Source organism: Streptomyces lavendulae subsp. lavendulae (assembly GCF_002803845.1).
In the GTDB taxonomy this organism is placed as follows: domain Bacteria; phylum Actinomycetota; class Actinomycetes; order Streptomycetales; family Streptomycetaceae; genus Streptomyces; species Streptomyces lavendulae.
On sequence record NZ_CP024985.1, the window covers coordinates 1,240,486 to 1,261,130 of the forward strand.

General features: G+C 69.9%; 16 protein-coding genes and 1 pseudogene. 6 read left to right on the forward strand and 11 right to left on the reverse strand.

The window, feature by feature from the left end; translation table 11 throughout:
* Positions 1 to 30 precede the first annotated feature (30 nt).
* The 9 genes from SLAV_RS05600 to dnaK all read right to left on the reverse strand — a co-directional run bounded on the left by SLAV_RS05600 (position 31) and on the right by dnaK (position 10,312).
* Positions 31 to 1,164 (reverse strand): hypothetical protein, encoded by a 1,134-nt coding sequence (locus tag SLAV_RS05600; RefSeq protein WP_199922161.1) that lies wholly within the window; start codon positions 1,162 to 1,164, stop codon positions 31 to 33.
* A gap of 101 nt (positions 1,165 to 1,265) precedes the next feature.
* Entirely contained in the window at positions 1,266 to 3,017 is a 1,752-nt protein-coding gene (locus SLAV_RS05605) for an FAD-dependent oxidoreductase (protein WP_051840881.1), read from the reverse strand.
* On the reverse strand, positions 3,017 to 3,280 hold the full coding sequence (locus SLAV_RS05610; protein ID WP_030229853.1) for a UBP-type zinc finger domain-containing protein: 264 nt from the start codon (positions 3,278 to 3,280) through the stop codon (positions 3,017 to 3,019). The genes SLAV_RS05605 and SLAV_RS05610 overlap by 1 nt, the downstream gene beginning before the upstream one ends.
* Positions 3,281 to 3,347: 67 nt before the next feature.
* Entirely contained in the window at positions 3,348 to 3,806 is a 459-nt protein-coding gene (gene trxA / locus SLAV_RS05615; protein WP_030229854.1) for a thioredoxin, read from the reverse strand.
* Positions 3,803 to 6,442 (reverse strand): ATP-dependent chaperone ClpB, encoded by a 2,640-nt coding sequence (gene clpB, locus SLAV_RS05620; protein ID WP_030229855.1) that lies wholly within the window; start codon positions 6,440 to 6,442, stop codon positions 3,803 to 3,805. Before clpB ends, trxA begins: the two co-directional genes overlap by 4 nt.
* Complete coding sequence (locus SLAV_RS05625) at positions 6,433 to 6,840, reverse strand: chaperone modulator CbpM (RefSeq protein ID WP_030229856.1); 408 nt, start codon at positions 6,838 to 6,840, stop codon at positions 6,433 to 6,435. The genes clpB and SLAV_RS05625 overlap by 10 nt, the downstream gene beginning before the upstream one ends.
* Positions 6,840 to 7,787 carry a DnaJ C-terminal domain-containing protein gene (locus tag SLAV_RS05630; RefSeq protein ID WP_030229857.1) on the reverse strand — a complete coding sequence of 316 codons (948 nt, stop codon included), beginning with the start codon at positions 7,785 to 7,787 and terminating at the stop codon, positions 6,840 to 6,842. The genes SLAV_RS05625 and SLAV_RS05630 overlap by 1 nt, the downstream gene beginning before the upstream one ends.
* Before the next feature lie 6 nt (positions 7,788 to 7,793).
* Complete coding sequence (locus SLAV_RS05635; RefSeq protein WP_030229858.1) at positions 7,794 to 8,402, reverse strand: nucleotide exchange factor GrpE; 609 nt, start codon at positions 8,400 to 8,402, stop codon at positions 7,794 to 7,796.
* Between the two features lie 8 nt (positions 8,403 to 8,410).
* Positions 8,411 to 10,312 (reverse strand): molecular chaperone DnaK, encoded by a 1,902-nt coding sequence (gene dnaK, locus SLAV_RS05640; RefSeq protein ID WP_030229859.1) that lies wholly within the window; start codon positions 10,310 to 10,312, stop codon positions 8,411 to 8,413.
* A gap of 623 nt (positions 10,313 to 10,935) precedes the next feature.
* Between dnaK and SLAV_RS05650 the strand changes: the two genes are divergently transcribed.
* Complete coding sequence (locus tag SLAV_RS05650; protein ID WP_078950316.1) at positions 10,936 to 12,579, forward strand: PucR family transcriptional regulator; 1,644 nt, start codon at positions 10,936 to 10,938, stop codon at positions 12,577 to 12,579.
* 52 nt (positions 12,580 to 12,631) lie between these two features.
* Here the strand turns inward: SLAV_RS05650 and uvrA are convergent, their stop codons facing one another.
* Positions 12,632 to 15,100, reverse strand: coding sequence for an excinuclease ABC subunit UvrA (uvrA, locus tag SLAV_RS05655; protein ID WP_030229861.1), 2,469 nt, complete (start codon positions 15,098 to 15,100; stop codon positions 12,632 to 12,634).
* Positions 15,101 to 15,189: 89 nt separating this feature from the next.
* Positions 15,190 to 15,357 (reverse strand): annotated as a pseudogene (locus SLAV_RS42220) (pirin family protein); the annotation flags it as partial.
* 120 nt (positions 15,358 to 15,477) lie between these two features.
* Between SLAV_RS42220 and SLAV_RS05665 the strand changes: the two are divergent.
* The 5 genes from SLAV_RS05665 to SLAV_RS05675 all read left to right on the forward strand — a co-directional run bounded on the left by SLAV_RS05665 (position 15,478) and on the right by SLAV_RS05675 (position 20,485).
* Positions 15,478 to 16,605: a tyrosine-type recombinase/integrase gene (locus tag SLAV_RS05665; protein ID WP_030229862.1), complete on the forward strand. Its 1,128-nt coding sequence runs from the start codon at positions 15,478 to 15,480 to the stop codon at positions 16,603 to 16,605.
* Positions 16,606 to 16,770: 165 nt separating this feature from the next.
* Entirely contained in the window at positions 16,771 to 17,319 is a 549-nt protein-coding gene (locus SLAV_RS43615) for a S26 family signal peptidase (protein WP_394298618.1), read from the forward strand.
* A 224-nt stretch (positions 17,320 to 17,543) separates the two neighbouring features.
* A complete protein-coding gene (locus SLAV_RS40905) occupies positions 17,544 to 17,759 on the forward strand; it encodes a hypothetical protein (RefSeq protein ID WP_030229863.1) in 216 nt (71 codons plus the stop codon).
* Between the two features lie 102 nt (positions 17,760 to 17,861).
* Positions 17,862 to 18,494, forward strand: coding sequence for a restriction endonuclease subunit S (locus SLAV_RS05670; protein ID WP_030229864.1), 633 nt, complete (start codon positions 17,862 to 17,864; stop codon positions 18,492 to 18,494).
* Positions 18,485 to 20,485 (forward strand): type I restriction-modification system subunit M, encoded by a 2,001-nt coding sequence (locus SLAV_RS05675; RefSeq protein WP_051840883.1) that lies wholly within the window; start codon positions 18,485 to 18,487, stop codon positions 20,483 to 20,485. Before SLAV_RS05670 ends, SLAV_RS05675 begins: the two co-directional genes overlap by 10 nt.
* Positions 20,486 to 20,645: the final 160 nt, after the last annotated feature.

A 20,645-nucleotide genomic window follows, 5' to 3' on the forward strand; every position in this document is an offset into this window, starting at 1 on the left:
ACCTTGGTCCGGAGTCGACGCATCTCCGACTCAGGTCACCAGCTGGTCACCGTGGTCGCCTTGGAGCATGTGGCGACGTTCCTTTTCGCGCGTGGAGTAGGCGGCTGCGCGGATCGCCTCGTCGCTCTCCAAGCCTGATCCCAGCGCGCCGGCCACCGTGGCGACCGAAGCGACGAACCAGGACAACGTGAAGTACTCCGTGGCGTGCAGCGGGGTTCCCGTCATGGAAGCGAACACTCGGTCGTTGAGGATGAACAGCGCCCACGCCAAGTTGATGGCCATCAAACCCACGTAGCAGACGAGCGCCCCGATACCCACGGTGAGGACCGTCGAGGTGTTGTAGAGCCGCGCCCTCTGCCTCGCCTCCGGCGAGCCCTCTGTCGTTCGGTGCCATAGCTCCCCGTCCACGATCAGCCAGCCGGTCATGAGGCCGACGGACCCGACCATGGCGATCACGAGGCGTGGCGCGCTCAGGGCCCCGGAGAGGCTCCAGGTCGTGGAGTCCAGGGTGGCGATGGCCCCCGTGGCGAGTGCGGCCGCCAGGGCTTTCGACAGGCCCGATACCAGCCGCCAAGGCCGGTTGGCGCGGACCATGCCGACGAGCACCCGCAGGTAACCGCGCGGCCCGCTGACGACGTATCGAAGATCGGCGGTCTCCTCGTCACCGACCTGGCCCCGATGGACAGGCGCGAGCCGACCGGCAAAAGGGCCCAGAAGCGGCTGACTCTGCGGAAACCCCTCAGCCCCGGTGGCCTGCGGACCCACCAAGCCGAGCACGGCTTCTTCCACGGCCCGCCGAGCCCGCGTCTGCAGCCGCAAGCCCCCCAGGGAAGGAAGGGACAGCAGCGCCAAGCCGTGTTCGTGGCTCAGATCGACAACGATCTTGCGCCCGTGTGAGTGCAGCGGAAGGTCGGTGAGGGCCACCACGACGTCCCAGTTCTCCGCACTTCCCCGGTCCATGATCCGGCGCATCAGGGTGGGCGGGTCCTCGGTCCCCGAGGTGAACGGCTCACTGACCACCTTGACGTCGAACCGTCGCCCCTGGCCCGCCTTTTCGGCGAGCCGATCAGGAAGTATCCGGGCGATGCGCTGCGCGATGTCCGTGGGCGCGTCCGGATCCGCCAGGAGAGCCACGACCGTAACGTCCTGCGACGACACCCGCACGACCGGACCATCCTCCTCGGCTGCTCTCCGCGATTGCAGGGGTTCACAGGATGCCCCGGGGTGAAGGCGAAGCAGCGGTGACACGCTGTTCCTGGGCAGGGTCAGCGCGACGACACGGACCCGCCCGCTACCGGCCGACGCCCCTCGGAGTCGGCGCTGACCAGGTTTCCCCTCCTTTCCCGGTGCTCGTGCACGAGGCGGATCGCCATGGCGCCTTCACCGGTCGCCGAGGCCACCCGTTTCACCGAGCCACTTCTGACGTCGCCGGCGGCGAAGACCCCGGGAAGGGTGGTCTCCAGCAGCATCGGATCGCGGCCCAGCGAGGCCCACCGGTTCGCGTCGGCCACCGCCCGGGCGTCGCCGCCGGTGAGGACGAAGCCCTTCTCGTCCAGGGCCAGCACGCCCCCCAGCCATTCCGTGCGCGGCCGGGCCCCGATGAACACGAACAGCGCCGCGGCCTGCAGCTCACGGCGCTCATTGCTTGCGTTGTCCTCCACCGTCAGCGACTCCAGCTTCTCCTCCCCGGCGACGCCCCGTACTTCGGTGTGGAGCAGCACCTCGATCTTGGGGTGCTGTTCCACCTGGTCCACCAGGTAGCGCGACATGTCCGCGTTGAGGTCGCCGCCCCGGACGAGGAGGTGGACCCCGGACGCGTGTTGGGCGAGGAACAGCGCCGCTTGCCCGGCGGAGTTCCCGCCGCCGACCACGGCGACCGGGTCCGCCCGGCAGAGGCCGGCCTCGTGGACCGTCGCCGCGTAGTAGACGCTGATGCCTTCCAGGCGGTCGATGCCGGGCACTTCGAGCCTGCGGTACCGCACTCCCGAGGCGAGCACCACGGCGCCGGCCCGGGCCCGGGATCCGTCTGTGAACGTGACGACGTACTCGTCGTCCTGCGGGGTGAGCGTGCTGACCTCCGCCGGCACCATGAGGCGGGCGCCGAACTTGTGGGCCTGGAGCACCGCACGTTCGATGAGTTCGCCCCCGGAGATGCCGGACGGGAAGCCGAGGTAGTTCTCGATGCGGGACGAGGTCGCGGCCTGGCCACCGGTGGCCACGGCGTCGACGGTGACCGTGGTGAGGCCGTCGGAGGCACCGTACACGGCGGCGGCGAGTCCTGCGGGGCCCGCACCGACCACCATGACGTCGCACCGTTCGTTCTCGGGCGAGGGGGCGGGCAGCCCGATGAGGCGGGCGAGTTCGGCGTTGCTCGGATTGCGCAGGAGCCGCTCGCCCTGCCAGAGGACCACCGGCGTCTCCTCGGGGCGGATGGCGAACCGGCGCAGCAGCGCCTCGGCCTCCTTGTCCCTCTCCAGATCCACCCAGCGGTGGGGCAGCCGGTTGCGGGCGGCGAACTCGCGCAGCCGCAGCGTGTCCCGTGAATAGCACGACCCCAGGATCCGGAAGCCGGCGCCGAGGCCGATGAGCAGGTACCTGCGGCCCAGGTAGGCGCGGAGGATCAGGTCGCCGAGGACGGGGTCGCTGCCGACCAGGGCGCGTTGCCGCTCCACCGGTACGGCCAGGATCTCGCCGGCCTCGCGCACCACGGCGGTGTTGAACGCTGCCTGGCCTTCCAGCAGTCCGAGTTCGCCCAGGAACCTGCCGGGTCCGTGCACGGCCACCGTCCGCTCGTCGGGGCCGCCCTGGTCGTGGAGGATTTCGACGGTCCCGCTGAGGATCGCGAGGAACTCCCGGAACGGCTCGCCCTCGCGGTACAGCACCTCGCCCTCGGCGGTCCTGCGGCGCTCGCCGTGCGCGGTCAGGTCCTCCAGCTGCTCCGGCGTGAGGCGGGGGAACGCCCCGTACCGGTCTGGTGTCTCGCGGACCGCACCATTCTCGTGCTCGGCCGTGCTCATCAGACCAGGGCCTCGTGAACGTAGCACCAGCGCCAGTCCTCTCCCGGCTCGAAGGACTGCACGACGGGGTGACCGACGCTCCCGGCATGCCGTCTGGCGTGCTTGAGGGGGGAGGAGTCGCAGCAGCCCACATGCCCACAGGTGAGGCAGAGGCGCAGGTGCAGCCACGGGGAATGCTCCCTGAGGCACTCCTCGCAGCCCTGCGGGGTACGCGGTGTCACTGGGCGCACCATCGCCAGGTGCGGGTCGACAATCGTGGCCATGAGAGTTTTCCTTCCGTGCATGGGCCTGATCGGCCGCGGCCGACGATCTTCCTCAGCACCGTCGTCCTCACCCTCCCGCAGTGGTCTGCCTGCCCGCCATCGCCTGCTCGACCCACGAGCGCAGGACGTGCGCGGGTGCCGCGCCGGCCTGCCGGGCGACCGTCTCGCCCCGGTCCAGGACGAGCAGGGTCGGCACCGCCTGGACCTCGAACCGCCGACTGAGCCGTGGGTTCCGGTCGACGTCGACCTTGACGAGCTTGATCCGTCCCGCGAGGTCCCGGGCGACCTGTTCGAGGGCTGGGCTGACCATGCGGCAGGGGCCGCACCAGGTGGCCCAGAGGTCGACGACGACGGGCACCGTGGCGTTGTCGGCGACCTCGGCGAAGTCGTCGTCGCCCGCGTCGACGACCCAGGGCAGGGGCTGCTTGCAGTGGCCGCACTTGGGCCGTCCCCCGGCGGCCACGGGAATCCGGTTGCCGCGCCCGCAGTTCGGGCAGGTCACCGTCGTCGTCCGGGTGGTGTTCACGCCGCCCTCGTTTCCCGGTGGCCCTCCTGCTGGTCGTAGGTGACCACCAGCTCTGCGTGCTCGGCGTCGACGCGCACCGTAGCGCCGTCCTGGACGTCGCCGCGCAGCAGGGCGCGTCCGACCAGTGTCTCGACCTCGTGGGAGATGTAACGCCGCAGCGGCCGGGCCCCGTACACCGGGTCGTAGCCCTGGTGGGCGATCAGCTCTCTCGCACTGTCGGACAGTTCGACGGTGATGCGGCGCTCGGCGAGCCGCCGCCGCAGCTCGTCGAACTGCAGCTCCACGATCCGCTCGATCTGCCGCTCACCGAGCGGCTTGAACAGCACGATGTCGTCGACGCGGTTGAGGAACTCCGGACGGAAGTGCCCGCGCAGCTCGCCCATCACCAGGGCGCGGGCGTCGGGCTTGATCTCACCCTCGGCGGTGGCGCCGTCGAGGAGGTGCTCGGAGCCGATGTTGGACGTCATGATGATCACGGTGTTGCGGAAGTCGACGGTGCGGCCCTGGGCGTCGGTGATGCGACCGTCATCGAGGATCTGCAGCAGCGTGTTGAAGACATCGGTGTGCGCCTTCTCGATCTCGTCGAACAGGACGACCGAGTACGGCTTGCGGCGCACGGCCTCGGTGAGCTGGCCGCCCTCCTCGTAGCCGACGTATCCGGGCGGTGCGCCCATGAGCCGGCTGACGGTGTGCCGCTCCTGGTACTCGCTCATGTCGAGGCGGACCATGTTCTCCTCGGAGTCGAACAGGGTCCGGGCGAGGGTCTTGGCCAGCTCGGTCTTCCCGACGCCGGTGGGGCCGAGGAAGATGAACGAGCCGATGGGACGGCGAGGGTCGCGGATGCCGGAGCGGGCACGGATGATGGCGTCGGTGACGAGCTTGACGGCCTCGTCCTGGCCGATGACGCGCTCGCGCAGGATCTCGTCGAGGCGCAGCAGCTTCTCGCGTTCGCCCTCCTGGAGGCGGGCGACGGGTACGCCGGTCCAGGCGGCGACGATCTCGGCGATCTCCTCCTCGGTGACGACCTCGCGCAGCAGCCGGTTCTGACCTTGTTTGGCGGCCAGTTGCTCCTCCTCCGCGGCGAGTCGCCGCTCCAGGTCCTGGACGCGGCCGTAGCGCAGTTCGGCGGCGAGGTTGAGGTCGTAGGCGCGTTCGGCCTCCTCTGCCTCGTGGCGGACCTGTTCCAGTTCCTGGCGCAGTTCCTGCACGCGGCGGATCGCCTGCCGTTCGGCCTCCCACTGGGCGTGTTTGGCGTCGGCCTCTCCGCGCAGGTCGCCCAGTTCCCTGCGCAGCTCTTCCAGGCGCGTCTTGCTGGCGGGGTCGGTCTCCTTGGACAGGGCGGCATCCTCGATCTCCAGCCGCGTGACGCGGCGGGTGATCTCGTCGAGTTCGGCGGGCATCGAGTCGATCTCGGTACGCAGTCTGGCGCACGCCTCGTCGACGAGGTCGATGGCCTTGTCGGGCAGGAACCGATCGGTGATGTAACGGTGGCTGAGGGTGGCCGCGGAGACCAGCGCGGTGTCCTGGATCTTCACACCGTGGAAGACCTCCAGGCGTTCGCGCAGTCCGCGCAGGATGGAGATGGTGTCCTCCACGCTGGGCTCCTCGACCAGGACCTGCTGGAAGCGGCGTTCGAGGGCGGCGTCCTTCTCGATGTGCTTGCGGTACTCGTCGAGGGTGGTGGCGCCGACCATGTGGAGTTCGCCTCGGGCCAGCATCGGCTTGAGCATGTTGCCGGCGTCCATGGCTCCTTCGGCGGCGCCTGCGCCGACGACGGTGTGGAGTTCGTCGACGAAGAGCAGGATGCGCCCTTCGGCGGCCTTCACCTCGGACAGCACGGCCTTGAGGCGTTCCTCGAACTCGCCGCGGTACTTGGCGCCGGCGACCAGGGAGCCCATGTCCAGGGCGAACACCGTCCTGTCGCGCAGGCCCTCGGGGACATCGCCGCGGACGATGCGCTGGGCCAGGCCCTCGACGATGGCGGTCTTGCCGACGCCGGGGTCACCGATGAGGACGGGGTTGTTCTTGGTCTTGCGGCTGAGGATCTGGGTGACGCGGCGGATCTCCGCGTCACGGCCGATGACCGGGTCCAGCCGCCCGGACCGGGCCTCGACGACGAGGTCACGTCCGTACTTCTCAAGAGCTTCGTAGGCCACTTCGGGGTTGGCGGAGGTGACGCGCTGGTTGCCGCGGACCTGGGTGAGCGCGCCCAGGAACGAGTCCCTGGTGATGCCGGCCTGTTTGAGCAGTCGCCCGGCGGCGGTCGAAGAGCTCTCCTCGGCGAGGGCGAGCAGGAGGTGTTCCACGGACACGTACTCGTCCTTGAGGCGTTTGGCCTCCCGTTCGGCGGTGTCGAGCAGGTGGGCGAGGCGCTGGGTGACGAAGACCTGGCCGGGTGCCGCGCCGGGGCCGGTGACCTTCGGGCGACGGGAGAGTTCCTCGCGCACGGCCTCGCGCAGTCCCTTCGGCTCCTTGCCGGCCTGCTCCAGCAACCGCGGGATCAGACCGTCCTCCTGATCGAGAAGTGCGAGCAGCAGGTGTTCCCCGTCGACCTCGGTGTGCCCCATGCGGCCGGCCGCGGTCTGGGCCTCCTGGAGGGCTTCCTGGGACTTCTGGGTGAGACGGTTCATGTCCATGGGGGTGTTTCACTCCTCGTGCCGCGGCCGCGCAGGGCGGCTTCGAGCAGGCTGATGCGGTCGAGCAGGTCGAGCACCAGGCCGATGGATGCGTAGTTGAGGCAGAGTCCGGTGCGCAGCCGCTGGATGCGGGCGAGGACCGCCGGGGCCGCGGGGTCGAACACCAGGTGCCCCGCGGCGTCGCGTTCGGCGTCGATCAGGCCGAGGGCGACGAACCGGCGGATCAGATCGGGGTGGAGGCCCGAGCGACGGGCCACGGCGTCGAGGGAGAGCCTGGGGGCGGGCACGAGCGCGTACCGGACGGCCGTCGAGGCGGTGAGGTCGGCGCGCGCTCGCACCGGACGGTTGCCCATGCCGGCCCGGCCGGGGCCTGACGCTCCCGCGGGTGGTTCGTTCATCACGTCCTCCTGGGGTCGTACGAGGAGGCGGCGGCGAGCTCCGCGAACAGTTCGCGCTCCCGGTCGCCGAGGGTGGGTGGCACCACGATGCGGAGTTCGGCGTACAGGTCGCCGTTCGCGCCGCGGGGGTTCGGCATGCCCTCGCCGCGCAGCCGCAGCCGCCGGCCGCTGGACGAGCCCGCGGGCACCGTGACCTTGGCCGTGCCGCCGCCGGGGGTGGGCACCGGTACGGTCGCACCCAGGGCCGCCTCCCAGGGGGCCACCGGGACCTGGACGTGCACGTCGCGGCCGTCCAGCCGGAACCGGGGATGGGGCTGGATACGCACGCGCAGGTACAGGTCGCCCGCGGCGGCGTCACCACTGCCCCGACCGCCCTCGCCCGCCAGCCGGATGCGCTGCCCGTCGGTGACGCCCGGCGGCACGTCGACCTCGTACCGCCGCGGCTGCCCGGTGGGACCGGCGAGCGTGACGGTGCGGCGGCCGCCTCGGTACGCCTCCTCGACGGTGAGCGACAGCTCGGCCTCCTGGTCCGCGCCGGGTACGCCGCCTCGGGCGGCGCCGGCACCGAACATGGAGCCGAACAGGTCCTCGATGTCGATGCCCTCCGCTGCGAAGTCGTCTCCGAAGCCGGTGTACCGGACCCGAGGACCGCCGCCGCCTGCGGTCGTGCGACCGCGGAAGCCGCCGCCCGCTCCGGCCGCGACCCGCTCGTCGAAGTCCTCCGGAATCTTGCGGAAATCCTCGCCGAAGCGGTCGTAGCGGGCCCGGGTCTTGGGATCGGACAGGACGCTGTATGCCTCGTTGAGGTCCTTGAAACGCTCTTCCGCCCCAGGGTCCTTGTTGACGTCGGGGTGGTGCCTGCGGGCGAGTTTGCGATATGCCTGCTGGATCTCGTCCTGGCTCGCGGACCGCGACACCCCGAGCGCCTCGTAGTAGTCCCGCGCCATGACCGGTCACTCCCGCTTAGCGACGGTCACGGCGGCGGGCCTGAGCTGCCGCTCGCCGTCCCCGTAGCCGGGGCGCAGTACCTCGACGACCGTGCCCGGTGGGGCGTCGGGGTCCTGGACGACGCCGACCACCTCGTGCCGGGCCGGGTCGAAGGAGACGCCGGTCTCCGCGTACCGCGGGTAGCCCAGCAGTTCGAGGACGCTCACCGCTTGGTCGCGTACGGCCCGGATGCCCTCCACGATCGCGCCCGGATCGGCGTCCGCGTGGGTCAGGGCGAGTTCGAGGTTGTCGAGGACCGGCAGGAAGGCGGCCGCCGTGCGGGACCGCTCCACCGCCCGTTCACGCTCCATTTCCCTGGCGTGACGCTTGCGCAGGTTGTCGAGGTCGGCGAGTGCCCGCCGCCAGCGGTCCTCCAGTTCCTGGATCGCGGTCGTGTACTCGTCCTCGGCAGGCGCGGGGCCGGCGGCATCGGGTCCCGGTTCGCCGTCCGCCGCTCCGGACCGGGTCGGCCCCGGCTGGGGCAGGTCCCCGCGAGGGGGGCGTCCGGCGCCTTCCGGGACCGGGTCGACCGGATCCGACGCGGCCCGGTCGGGTTCCTGGGGGTAGGTGGGCATGGCGCGCCTCAGCCCTTGTCGAACTCGGCGTCGATGACATCGTCGTCTCCGCCCCCGCCACTCGTGGGACCGCCGGTGGCGGAGTCCTGGGCGGGACCTCCGCCCGTAGCGGCGGCGCCCTGATGGGCCGCCAGCCCGGCGAGCACCTGCTGGAGTTCGGAGGTCAGGGGCCGCACCCGCTCGACGCCCGCCTCTTCCTTGACCGCCGCCCGGGCGTCCGACACGAGCATCTCGCCGCGTGCCTTCTCGTGCGCGGGCGCTGCGTCGCCCAGTTCGGCGAGACGCTTCTCGACCTGGTACGCGATGGCGTCGAGTTCGTTGCGGGCGTCGACGGCCTCGCGGAGTGCCTTGTCCTGGCCCTGGTTGCTTTCGGCCTCCTGGACCATGCGTTCGACCTCACTGCGGTCCAGGTTGGAGCTCTCGCTGATGGTGATGCCCTGTTCCTTGCCGGTGTCCCGGTCGCGGGCCTTGACGTCGAGGATGCCGTTGGCGTCGATGTCGAAGGTGACCTCGATCTGGGCTTCGCCCCGCGGCGCCGGCCGGATGTCGGTGAGCTGGAACCGGCCCAGCACCCGGTTGTCGGCGGCCCGCTCGCGCTCGCCCTGGAGGACCACCACGTCGACGGCCGGCTGGTTGTCCTCGGCGGTGGAGAAGGTCTCGCTGCGGCGCACCGGGATGGTGGTGTTCCGCTCGATGATCTTCGTCATCACTCCGCCGCGTGTCTCCACGCCCAGCGACAAGGGGGTCACGTCGAGCAGCAGGACGTCCTTGACCTCACCCTTGAGCACCCCTGCCTGGATCGCGGCACCGAGGGCCACGACCTCGTCGGGGTTGACGCTCATGTTGGGTTCCTTGCCGCCGGTCAGTCGGCGGACCAGAGTCTGGACAGCGGGGATGCGGGTGGATCCGCCGACGAGGATGACCTCGTCGATGTCGCTCTCGCCGACCTTGGCGTCGGCGATGGCCTGCTGGACCGGTCCCAGGCAGCGCTCCACCAGGTCGCCGGTGATCTGCTCGAACGTGGACCGCATGATCGAGTCGGTGAGGTGCTTGGGCCCGGCGGCGTCGGCGGTGATGAACGGCAGGCTGACCTGCGTCTGCGTCACCGAACTCAGCTCGGTCTTGGCCTTCTCCGCCGCCTCGAACAATCGTTGCAGCGCCTGCGCGTCCTGGCGCAGGTCGATGCCGTTCTCCTTCTGGAAGTCGTCCGCGAGGTGATCCACCAGACGCCGGTCGAAGTCGTCGCCGCCCAGGTGGCTGTCGCCTGCGGTGGAGCGCACCTCCACCACGCCGTCGCCGACGTCGAGGATGCTCACGTCGAAGGTGCCGCCGCCCAGGTCGAAGACGAGGACGGTCTCGTGCTCCTTCTTGTCCACGCCGTACGCGAGGGCGGCCGCCGTCGGCTCGTTGATGATCCGCAGCACCTCCAGTCCCGCGATCCGTCCGGCGTCCTTGGTGGCGGTGCGCTGGGCGTCGTTGAAGTAGGCGGGCACGGTGATGACCGCCTCCGTGACCCGCTCCCCGAGCTGCTTGGAGGCGTCGTCCGTGAGTTTGCGCAGCACCTGTGCGCTGATCTCCTCGGGCGCGTACAGCTTGTCGCGCACCTTGAAGCGGGCCGCTCCGCCGTCGCCCTCGACGACGTCGTACGCCACCGCCCTGGCCTCGTCGGAGATCTCGTCGAAATGCCGGCCGATGAACCGCTTGGCCGAGTAGATGGTGCCCTTGGGATTGAGGATCGCCTGGCGCCGGGCCAGCTGGCCCACCAGACGTTCCCCGGTGTCGGTGAAGGCCACCACGGACGGTGTCGTGCGGTTGCCCTCGCTGTTGGGCACGACGGATGGCTCTCCGCCCTCCCACACGGCGATCACCGAGTTGGTGGTGCCCAGGTCGATGCCCACTGCCTTGGCCATGAGGAACTCCTCCCGGTACGGCGCCTGCGCCGACTTTCCGGATCACGTTCGTTCAGGTACGGGTGGGACCTCCGCCAGTGGTCTGCAGCCCGCCGAACAGCGGGCGGAGCAGGACACCGCGGGCAACCCTGTGGAGCTGCTCGCTCACCGCCCGTCCTTCCTACCGGTGCCGGTGCGCGCGGACGGTCTCCGAGCACTCCTCCGCTCCTCAGGGTGGCGGGCCGAGTGGTTCCACGCCTGCCCCTGGCGAGCCAGAAACGCACGGGGCCGGTCGCCCCACGAGTACGAGAGGAGGAATCGAACATCTCGTATGAGCCGCCCCGGCAGGCACCACGGCTCGGCTGTAGGCTCGAAGGGAACGGAGTGATCCGATGGCCAGCAGCCGGGCGCACCACCTGTACCGCCGCCGCTGCGACCGTGAGAGCGGCCTTCCGCGGGGCAGGGGCGGGCGGCTCCCCGTGGCGGCGCGGAGAGGGTCTCTCCCACCCCGCGGCATCGGGCGGCACCCCACGGCCTCGGGTCGAGGGCTCCGCCCGTCCGCTCCGGCTTCGGCTCCGGCTCCGGCTCCGGCTCCGGCTCCGGCTCCGGCTCCGGCTCCGGCCGACCATGCCTCCCACGACCTGATGGCGCTCTCCAGGGCCCTGTTCGACTCCCTGGACGAAGGCGAGATCCTGAGCCTGGCCATGGACCACATAGCCGCCACAGGGCCGTACAGCGTCGAGGCCGGATACCTCGCGGTGGACGGCGACCTGGTCCCAAGCCGGAGCAACGGGCAGATCCATGCCCTGGCCGTGGACCGGAGGGTACGGGAGCTGGCCGGGGAGGACGGCGCTGTGACCGTGGCCGGCCGCCCCAGGGGCCAGGGCCTGGGGCTACGCGGGCTTGAGAGGCTCCACGGCTACCTCGTGGTGACCTCCCGCTCCCGGCCCACCGAGGCCGAGCGCTTCCTGCTCGCCACGCTGGTCCGGCACACCGGAGCTGCGCTGTCGGTCGCCTACGCACACCGGCGCCGGCGCGAGGACGCTCTGGAGCTGCACCGGCTGAGGGAGGAGCGGACGGCCCTCCAGGGGCAGCTGATCTCCGTCGTGGCCGAGCTGGGGTACCAGCGGTCCGTTCACGCGCTCCTGGCCGACGTCGCCGCCTCGGGCGGCGGCGAGGAAGCCATCACCCGCGCACTGCACGGGCTCACCGGACTCCCCGCGCTGGTCGAGGACCGCTTCGGTCGGCTGAGGTGCTGGACCGGCCCCGATCGCCCCGACCCCTATCCCGAACCGGACCCCGTGCGCCAGGACGAAATGCTGTACGCCGTCGCCCGTCGGGCCGGGCCGGTGCGGATGGAGGACCGGCTGGTCACCCTGGTCCGCCCGCAGGGCGAGATCCTGGGCGTGCTGGCCCTGGTCGATGCCCGGGGCGAGGCCGATGAGCACACCGTGCTCGCGCTGGAACACGCCGCCGCGTCGCTCGCCCCGCAGCTGGCGCACCTGCGCAATCTGGCCGAAGTGGAGTCGAGGCTGCACCGCGAGCTGGCCGACGACCTCCTGGCGGGGACGGACGAGGCGAGCGCCTACGCCCGGTCCGAGGCAGTCGGACACGACCTGCACCGCCGCCACTACGTCGTCGTGGTGCAGTGGTCGAACCGGACCGCGGACGCTTCCTTCGCGCAGACCGTGGGCCGGGCGGCCTCTGCCGTGGGCATGCACTCGCTGCTCACCCGGCGTGCCGACCACGTGGTCCTGGTCGCCGACGACAGGCCGCACGCCCGCGCGCTGTACGAGGCGCTCGCCCGGGAGACCGGCACACGGACCGGGACCATCGGGGTGAGCGCCCCTTGCGACGCCCTGGACGACCTCCCCCACCGCTACGAGGAGGCGCAGCGCGCCCTGGAAGTGCGCCGCCACTCCCGTGAGCGCTACGGCACGACGTTCTTCGACGAGCTGGGCCTCTACCGCATCCTGGGACCCGGCAACGACTACCGGGAACTGGAGACGTTCGTCCACGAGTGGCTCGGGCAGCTGATCGACTACGACTCACGGCACCACACGGCCATGGTGGAGACGCTGTCCCGATACTTCGACTGCGGCGGCAACTACGACGAGACCGCCGAATCCCTCGCGATCCACCGCAGCACGCTGCGCTATCGGCTCCAGCGCATCCGCAACATCAGCGGCAACGACCTCGCGAACGTCGAGGACCGGCTCAACCTCCAGGTGGCGACCCGGGTGTGGAAGATCGTGCTGGGCGAACAGGCAGGAAACCGGCATCGTTGAACGCGATACGGCAGGCCCCCGGCTGACCGGTGCGCAGCCCCTCGCGCCGTCGTCAGGAGCGCGCGAGCCGGGCCGCGAGGTAGGGCGCGGTGGCGCTGCGGCGGGCTCTCGCCACCTTGGCCGGCGGGCCCGCCGCGACCACCCGCCCACCCGCGTCGCCGCCGCCCGGACCGAGGTCGATGACCCAGTCGGCGGTGGCGATCGTGTCCAGGTCGTGCTCGACGAGGACGACCGTGTTGCCGGCGTCGACGAGCCGGTGCAGCTGTCGCAGCAGCAGCGCGACGTCCGCGGGGTGCAGCCCAGCCGTCGGCTCGTCGAGCAGGTAGAGCGCGTGGCCGCGGCGGGCTCGCTGCAGTTCGGTGGCCAGTTTGATGCGTTGCGCCTCACCACCGCTGAGTTCCGTCGCGGGCTGCCCCAGCCGCAGGTACCCCAGTCCCACCTCGCGCAACGTCTCCAGACTGCGGGAGGCGGCCGGGACGGCGGACAGGAACGCGGCGGCGGCGTCGACGGAGAGCGCCAGCACTTCCGCGATGTTCTTGCCGCGGTAGGTGACTTCCAGCGTTTCGGCGTTGTACCGGGCGCCCTGGCAGCTCGGGCACGGTGCGTAGGTGCCGGGCAGGAAGAGCAGTTCCACCGCGACGAATCCTTCGCCCTGGCAGGTCTCGCACCGTCCTTCGGGCACGTTGAAGGAGAACCGCCCGGCCGAGTAGCCGCGCGCCTCGGCCTCGTCCGTCGACGCGTACAGCTTGCGCACCGCGTCGAACAACCCCGTGTACGTGGCCAGGTTGGAACGGGGAGTTCGGCCGATGGGCCGTTGGTCGACCCGGACCAGCCGGTCGAACGACTCGGCCCCCGACGCGTTCTGAACGTCAACGACCGGCTGCGCCTCGTCGGGCTCCTCGGGTACGAGTCCGAGGTGGCTGCGGACGACCTCGGCGAGCACCTGCGTCACCAGTGTCGACTTTCCGGAACCGGACACGCCCGTCACCGCCGTCAGTACGCACAGCGGTACGTCGACGGACACGTCGTGCAGATTGTGGCGGGAGACTCCCCTCAGGTGCAGCCAGCCCTGCGGTGTGCGCGGGCGGTGATCGAGCGGTTTGGCGCGCCCGAACAGGTACTGGCTCGTGGCCGACTCCGCCACCCGCTCCAGACCGGCGACCGGGCCGCTGTACAGCACGCGGCCGCCTCCCTCGCCCGCGCCGGGGCCGATGTCGACCACCCAGTCCGCCCGCCGTACGACGTCCATGTCGTGCTCCACGACGAACAGCGAGTTGCCCGCCGTCTTGAGGCGCTCCAGCACGTCCAGCAGCGGTTCCGCGTCGGCCGGGTGCAGGCCCGCGGAGGGTTCGTCGAGGACGTAGACGACGCCGAACAGCCCCGAGCGCAGCTGGGTGGCGATCCGCAGGCGCTGCGCCTCGCCGGGCGAGAGGGTCGTCGAGCGGCGCCCGAGGCTGAGATATCCGAGGCCCAGGTCGAGCAGTACGTCGACCCGCGCGACCAGATCGCCGCAGATCCGGACCGCGGCCTCGGTCGTCTCCCCCGATCGGGCGGTCGAGGTGGTGGCGTCGGCCTCGGACCGTTCCGCGACGGGCCGCAGCAGCCCCACGACCTCGGTGAGCGGCATCGCGTTGATCTCGGCGATGGAACGTCCGGCGAAGGTGACGGCGAGCGCCTCGGGCCGCAGTCCGCTGCCGTGACACTCGGGGCAGGGCACGCTCCTGACGAACCGGAGCGCGCGTTCGCGCATCTTCTCGCTCTTGGAGTCGGCAAGGACGTGCATGACGTGCTTGCGGGCGCTCCAGAACTTGCCCTGGTAGCCGTAGTCGACGCGGTCCTCCTCCGGCTCGATGTACACGGAGGGCTGCTCGTCGGTGTACAGCAGCCAGTTCCGGTCCCTCTTCTTGAGCCTGCGCCACGGCCGGTCGATGTCGATCCCCAGGCCGCTCACGACACTGCGCAGGTTGGCTCCCTGCCAGGCGCCCGGCCAGGCGGCGATCGCCCCCTCGCGGATGCTCAGCGAGGGGTCCGGGACGAGCAGCTCCTCGGCGACGTCGTGTACGACGCCCAGTCCGTGGCATTCGGGGCAGGCGCCGGCCGTGGTGTTGGGTGAGAACGACTCGGCTTCCAGCCGTGCCGCCCCGGGGGGATAGGTGCCGGCGCGGGAGTACAGCATGCGCAGCAGATTGGACAGCGTGGTGAGGGTGCCGACCGTCGAGCGCGAGCTGGGCGACCCGCGTCGCTGCTGCAGGGCCACGGCCGGTGGCAGTCCGGTGATTTCCTGCACGTGCGGTGCACCGACCTGGTGCAACAGTCTTCGTGCGTACGGTGCCACGGACTCGAAGTAGCGCCGCTGGGCCTCCGCGTAGAGCGTGCCGAACGCGAGCGAGGACTTGCCCGAACCGGAGACGCCGGTGAAGGCGACCATCGCGTCCCGCGGAACGTCGACGTCGATGTTCCGCAGGTTGTTCTCACTGGCGCCCCGGACATGCACGAAGGGGTCAGTCCCGTCCTTGCTCACCCTTCCTGACTACCTGATCGCGCCGGGAACCGCGCGACATGCGCCGTCCCCGGGCCTCGCTCAATCGACCTACTCCATAAAGGTGCAGGTCAGCGCGCCCGTCCGCGTGCTTTCAGGGGCACCGGCGGGAGCTGCGGAGCGGGGATCGGGGGGCCGTCGTAGCCCTTTACCTCGCCGAAGCGCGAGCCGTTCATCCAGTCCTCGCGGGCCTGGACGATCTCCTCGTTGGAGCGGCCGATCCAGTTCCAGAACGTAACACGAGATATCCGTCTTCGTGCAGGTCAGGAACGTATTAGACCCTCCAGCGTCAGCAAAAGGTCAGCATTGGCGCCGGAGGGGTCCCGCACCGCATGGCAACGAAGTCGCTCGCCCACGGCATGGGCACCTTCTACAAGGACTGCGAGCACGCGCCGTCCCGCTGGTCGAAGTGCCCGCACGAGTACAAGATCCGCTACCGCAGTGCGGCCGGGAAGCAGACCGAGGAAGCCGGCTTCTCCACGCAGGAGAACTCGATCGCCCGCCTCACGACGGTCTACCAGGAGAAGAAGGCCGCACCCCGGAACCAGAGCAAGGCCGAGCGCATCCAGAAGTACGGCGCGATGCAGTTCCGCGAGTACACCGCGGAGTGGAAGGCCGGCCAGCGCGACCTCGCCGAGTCCTCTCTCCGCACCCTGGAGTCCCTCCTCGAACACCACATCCTGCCGACCCTCGGCAGCCGCCGGATGAGCACCTTCGACCACAAGGTCGTCGACGGCTTCATCCGCACCATGGAACGCAACGGCGCCGGCCTCGCCACGCAGTCCAACGCCTTCGACAAGGTGAAGTCCGTCCTCCTGGACGCGTACCGCCTCGGCATCTACACGGAGAACCCCGTCCTGGGGGTCAAGCCCCCGCAGTACGACCCCGAGCGCGCGGTCATCCCCTCCCCCGCCCAGCTCCGCGACATACGCACCGCGGGCGACGACCGCTTCCTCCTCATCGCCGACCTGATGAGCGGCTGCGGCATGCGCAACGGCGAGGCCTTCGCCGTCAACCTCAACAACCTCGTCGCCGGCGACGTCTACCGCATCACCGAGCAGGTCAACCAGACCACCAAGACCTACGGCCGCCTCAAGCACCGCAAGCCCACCGACTACCGCGACGTCCCCCTCCCGACCCGCGTCCGCGAGACGATCGAGTGGTATGCCGACAAGCACGGAACGGTCGACGGCTACCTCCTGCGCCACCCCACAGACCCCACGAAGCCCTTCCTGGCCTACAACCTCCAGAACCAGTGGCAACGCATCAAACGCGCCGGCGAAGTCGACATCCCAGACGGCATGGTCATCTACAGCCTCCGCCACTTCTTCGCGTCGAACTGCCTCTCCAACGGCATCCCCATCACGGACGTCGCCGAGTGGATGGGCCACAAAAGCCTCGACATCACCTTCAAGATCTACCGCCACCTGATGCCCGGCTCCATCGGCAAAGCCGCCAAGATCCTCGACGTGGGCCTGGCCGCATAAGGCGCTCCGGACGTCACGCCGGATGGAAGTGTGGCCATCGTCCAGTCGCCCTGGGGCCCGTCGACTGGGCCAGCGACCACACCAGCGACGAAGTCGGTCGCGCACCGGCCGCCGTCCCGATAGTGCTAGAGCGAGTGCCCTCGGGATGAGGTCAGGCCCCCGCTAATGGCTCGGGTCTGCTGTGGCGCAGGCCCTCGGCCTGACAGTCCGTCTCTTCCGATCAGCACAAACGTGGCCGTTGCACGACTCGGTGCGTCCCGTGCACTAGCATCCCTGCTCCGCTTCGCAGCGCGCGCAGGGGACCGCGGCGATGTCGCCCTGTTATCCACCGGGCGGGCAGCCCGCTCCGCGCGCCTGGGAGGGCGGGTTCTAGCGGTCAACGGGGACCGGCTCCCGTACCGGGCCGGCAACCGCACGCTGATACTCAACGGGAACCCGCTCACCGAACCGTACCTGCCGCCCAAGCGTCCGCCCTCAGCAGCGGCCTTCGACATCCTGGTCCCCGAGGGCCAGGTTGTGGCCCTGGGCGGCAACCGGGTCGAGCCGCACGAGCGTGACTTCCCGGAAGGCAGGCCCGGCACGTTCGACGCCGCGGACATCCGGGGCAGGGCCGACCCCAAGCCCAACGGCCGGACAGGGGAGAGCCATTCGCCTCACTGGCCTCAGCCTGCATGCGCCGAGGCGCAGCCCCCACCGCCCCAACTGCGAAGCTAGCTTCGCAGCCTGACGGTGTGTATGGTTCGGCGTATCGAAGCTCAGGAAATCCGGGGCTTCGTGAGTGGCTACGGGCTGGAAGCAGTGCGAAGTTTCCCGTCCACGGCCATCGGCAAGGACATCCGACTCATCAGATACCGCACCACCCCGCGTGGTTGGACGCCCGGCAGGGCGGTGCGGCTCGACCATCCCCGCGCCATGCGCGGGAACGGAAAGGACAACCCATGCGGATTGCCGATACCCATAATGCCTGGTCCTTACCGCCTTGGACCAGGAGCGGCGTCCTGCCGCTCGTTGTGATCATCGTGGTCTGTGTCTTCGGCTCGGCGATTACCGGACACGCGGCCGATGCGCTGGCCGTAGTGGTTACGGTTCTGCTGACCGTTACGACGGAGGAGCTGGTACGGGCCGCGATGCGGCACCGGCTGCGCGTCGCCTGACCATGTGACGTGTGTGGTGGGGCGCCGTGCTCAGTACCGCGCCCCATCACGCACCACCCGCAACACGAAACCACAGGAGCGAATGAAAGGAGGTGAGGTGTCGTGCCGCAGGGCAACGCACCCACGGCCCACGGTGTCCGGATTCTGCTGGGCGACCTCTGCGAGGTGACGGCCGGCCCGTCCGGGTCACTGCTGGACCGTCTGCACGATGGCCCCGACGGCGTGCCCGTGATCTCACCACCGGACCTCGCCGGAGACCACAGGGTGGACAGCCGCAAAGTGCGACGGGTGCCGCAGATCGACGCGGACCGGCTGGAGCGGTTCGCCGTGCGGGAGGGCGACGTGCTCGTCGTGCGGCAAGGGGCACTCGGGAGGCTGGCGCTCATCGAGCAGGCTCAGTCCGGATGGCTCTACGGATCGTCCTGTCTGCGCCTGAGGCCCTTGCCCGGCGGCATCCTGCCCGCCTTCCTGGCGGCCTACCTGTCGCATCCGCCGGTACAGAGAGCCATGCTGGGCCAGGCCCTCCCCGGTACGGTGCCCGCACTCAACTCGACGTTGCTCAGGGAGCTGCCCGTCACTGTGCCGGCCATGGACCGGCAGTACGCCATCGTCGAGGCCCTCGCAGACGTTGCCGACCAGATCAGGATCCAGCGGCAGATGGCCGAGCGGCTGGAGTCACTGCGGCCGGCCATCTTCAGGGAACTGCTCCAAGGGACGAGGGACACATGGCGCTGATGACCGCCGGACGACTGACGGAGGAACTCTTCAGGGCAGCTGACATCCTGCGCGGCCGGATGGACGCGTCGGAGTACCGCGACGTCCTCTTCGGAATGCTGCTGCTCAAACGTGTTTCGGACCAGCCCGGCATCCTCAACGTGCCCGATCGATCGCGCTGGCGGCACATTGTCGATTCCAAGTCCGAGGAGCCAGGACAGGTGCTCAACAAGGCGCTGTCGGCGCTGGAGCAGAACAACCCGGACGGACTCGACGGAGTCTTGGGAGCCCTCGACTTCGACAGGGGGCTGGGGCGCGCCCAGCTGAAAGCGCTGATCGATCACTTCGACCGCATCCCTCTGGGTGACGATGATCTGGAGTTCGGCGATGTGGTCGGCCGGGCCTACGACCACACGCTGGGTCGGTTCGCCGACGTGGCGGGCAGGAAGGGGGGAGAGTTTTACACGCCTCGTTCCGTGGTCCAGCTGATGGTGGAGCTGGTGCGTCCGGAACCGGGACAGTCGGTCTACGATCCCTTCACCGGCTCCGGCGGCATGCTCGTCCAGGCCAAGGAGTACGTCGACGAGTACGGCCGGGACGGCGCCGGCCTCGGCCTGTTCGGGCAGGAACTGAACGTTGAGACGTGCTCGATCGCCCGGCTGAACCTATTGCTACACAACGTGACGGACGGCTCGGTGCTCTGTGGTGACACCCTGGCCGATCCGCTCCACCTGCAAGGTGACGGCCGGCTCAGACGCTTCGACCGGGTGCTGACCAACCCTCCGTTCTCGATGAACTATACGGAGAAGGAGATGAAGCACCCGGAGCGGATGCGATACGGCTGGACTCCCGCACAGGCGAAGAAGGCTGATCTGATGAACGTCCAGCACGTGCTCGCCGTGCTGCGTCCGGACGGGATCGGAGCCGTCGTGACCCCGCACGGTGTGCTGTTCCGGGGAGGCTCGGAAGCCGAGATTCGCCGGGGCATCCTCGAAGATGACCGGCTCGTAGCAGTGATTGGTATCGGGCCGAACGTATTCCACGGCACAGCCATCCCGGCCTGCATCCTCGTGCTGCGTGGCAATGACGGAGCGCCGGTGGGAGAACGCGGCACCGTGCTGTTCGTCAATGCCGAGCGCGAAGTGGTCACCGGCCGGACGCTGAACCGCCTGGAGCCGGAGAACATCGAGAAGATCGTGAGTGCCTTCCGGGAGAGGGCTGACATCGACGGCTTCTCCCGGGTGGTCACGCTGGAAGAGATCGCGGAGAACGATTTCAGCCTCAACATCCCGCGCTACGTCGACGCCGGTCCGCCGGAAGGGCCGTTGCTGGACGTCCGCGCGGCGCTGTTCGGCGGTGTCCCCAGACACGAGGTGGAGGCGGAGGAGCCGAGGTTCCATTCCTTCGGCATCGACCTCGCGGACCTCTTCCAGCCAAGGAACTTGGACTACTTCAGCTTCCCGGCCGAAGGCTGCGAAGCCACGGCCGCCCGCATCCCGGACCTCGCGGCCACCCAGGAGCGCAGGTTCGTCGACCAGTGCTGCCGGTGGTGGGAGGGTGCGGGAGCGCAGATCGCCGAACTCGCGGACACGAAACAGCTGTTCATGTCACGCTCCCACCTCATGGCTTCCTTCCGTGAGGAACTCCTGCCATTGGAGCTCCTGGACCGGTACCAGTTGACTGGAGTCTTCGCGGCATGGTGGTCGGACCGGCAGGACGACTTCAGGAGCCTGGAACACCGCGGCTTCCCCGGAGTGATCGACCGATGGGCGGCGACAGACGGCGAGCTCTCCCCGCATAGCGGCCCGGCGCGCGAACGAGTACTCAAAGTCCTCGGTGACGATCTCTGCTCACGCGTCACGGGACGCGTCGCTGCGCAGCGGCAGGGGCTGGTCGCGCTCTACCGTTCGTGGGGCGACCGGTACGAGACCTCGTTCGCAGACCTGGAGCAGCAGAGTCAGGCAGCGACAGAACGGCTCCGATCCCGCCTCCGGGGGCTCGGCTACCGCTGACTGCCCATGCAGGTGCCGGGCCCATCGAGGTCGCCGGAGCGGACCGTGCCCGCATCGGCCGTGACTGCTCCCGACAGTCGGGGGCTCACAGGAGTTCCACCACGCCCCTGGGGCCTTCCCGCCCCGGGCCCAAGTCGGCCGAACCAGCCCTCTGTCACTA

Coding starts and splice junctions, on each gene's coding strand:
- SLAV_RS05630 (WP_030229857.1), bottom strand. CDS start 7,787: ATGGCGCGGGACTACTACGAGGCGCTCGGGGTGTCGCGGTCCGCGAGC.
- SLAV_RS05625 (WP_030229856.1), bottom strand. CDS start 6,840: ATGAACGAACCACCCGCGGGAGCGTCAGGCCCCGGCCGGGCCGGCATG.
- SLAV_RS05605 (WP_051840881.1), bottom strand. CDS start 3,017: ATGAGCACGGCCGAGCACGAGAATGGTGCGGTCCGCGAGACACCAGAC.
- SLAV_RS40905 (WP_030229863.1), top strand. CDS start 17,544: ATGCGGATTGCCGATACCCATAATGCCTGGTCCTTACCGCCTTGGACC.
- SLAV_RS05635 (WP_030229858.1), bottom strand. CDS start 8,402: ATGCCCACCTACCCCCAGGAACCCGACCGGGCCGCGTCGGATCCGGTC.
- clpB (WP_030229855.1), bottom strand. CDS start 6,442: ATGGACATGAACCGTCTCACCCAGAAGTCCCAGGAAGCCCTCCAGGAG.
- SLAV_RS05665 (WP_030229862.1), top strand. CDS start 15,478: ATGGGCACCTTCTACAAGGACTGCGAGCACGCGCCGTCCCGCTGGTCG.
- SLAV_RS43615 (WP_394298618.1), top strand. CDS start 16,771: ATGGCTCGGGTCTGCTGTGGCGCAGGCCCTCGGCCTGACAGTCCGTCT.
- SLAV_RS05675 (WP_051840883.1), top strand. CDS start 18,485: ATGGCGCTGATGACCGCCGGACGACTGACGGAGGAACTCTTCAGGGCA.
- dnaK (WP_030229859.1), bottom strand. CDS start 10,312: ATGGCCAAGGCAGTGGGCATCGACCTGGGCACCACCAACTCGGTGATC.
- SLAV_RS05610 (WP_030229853.1), bottom strand. CDS start 3,280: ATGGCCACGATTGTCGACCCGCACCTGGCGATGGTGCGCCCAGTGACA.
- SLAV_RS05650 (WP_078950316.1), top strand. CDS start 10,936: ATGGCGCTCTCCAGGGCCCTGTTCGACTCCCTGGACGAAGGCGAGATC.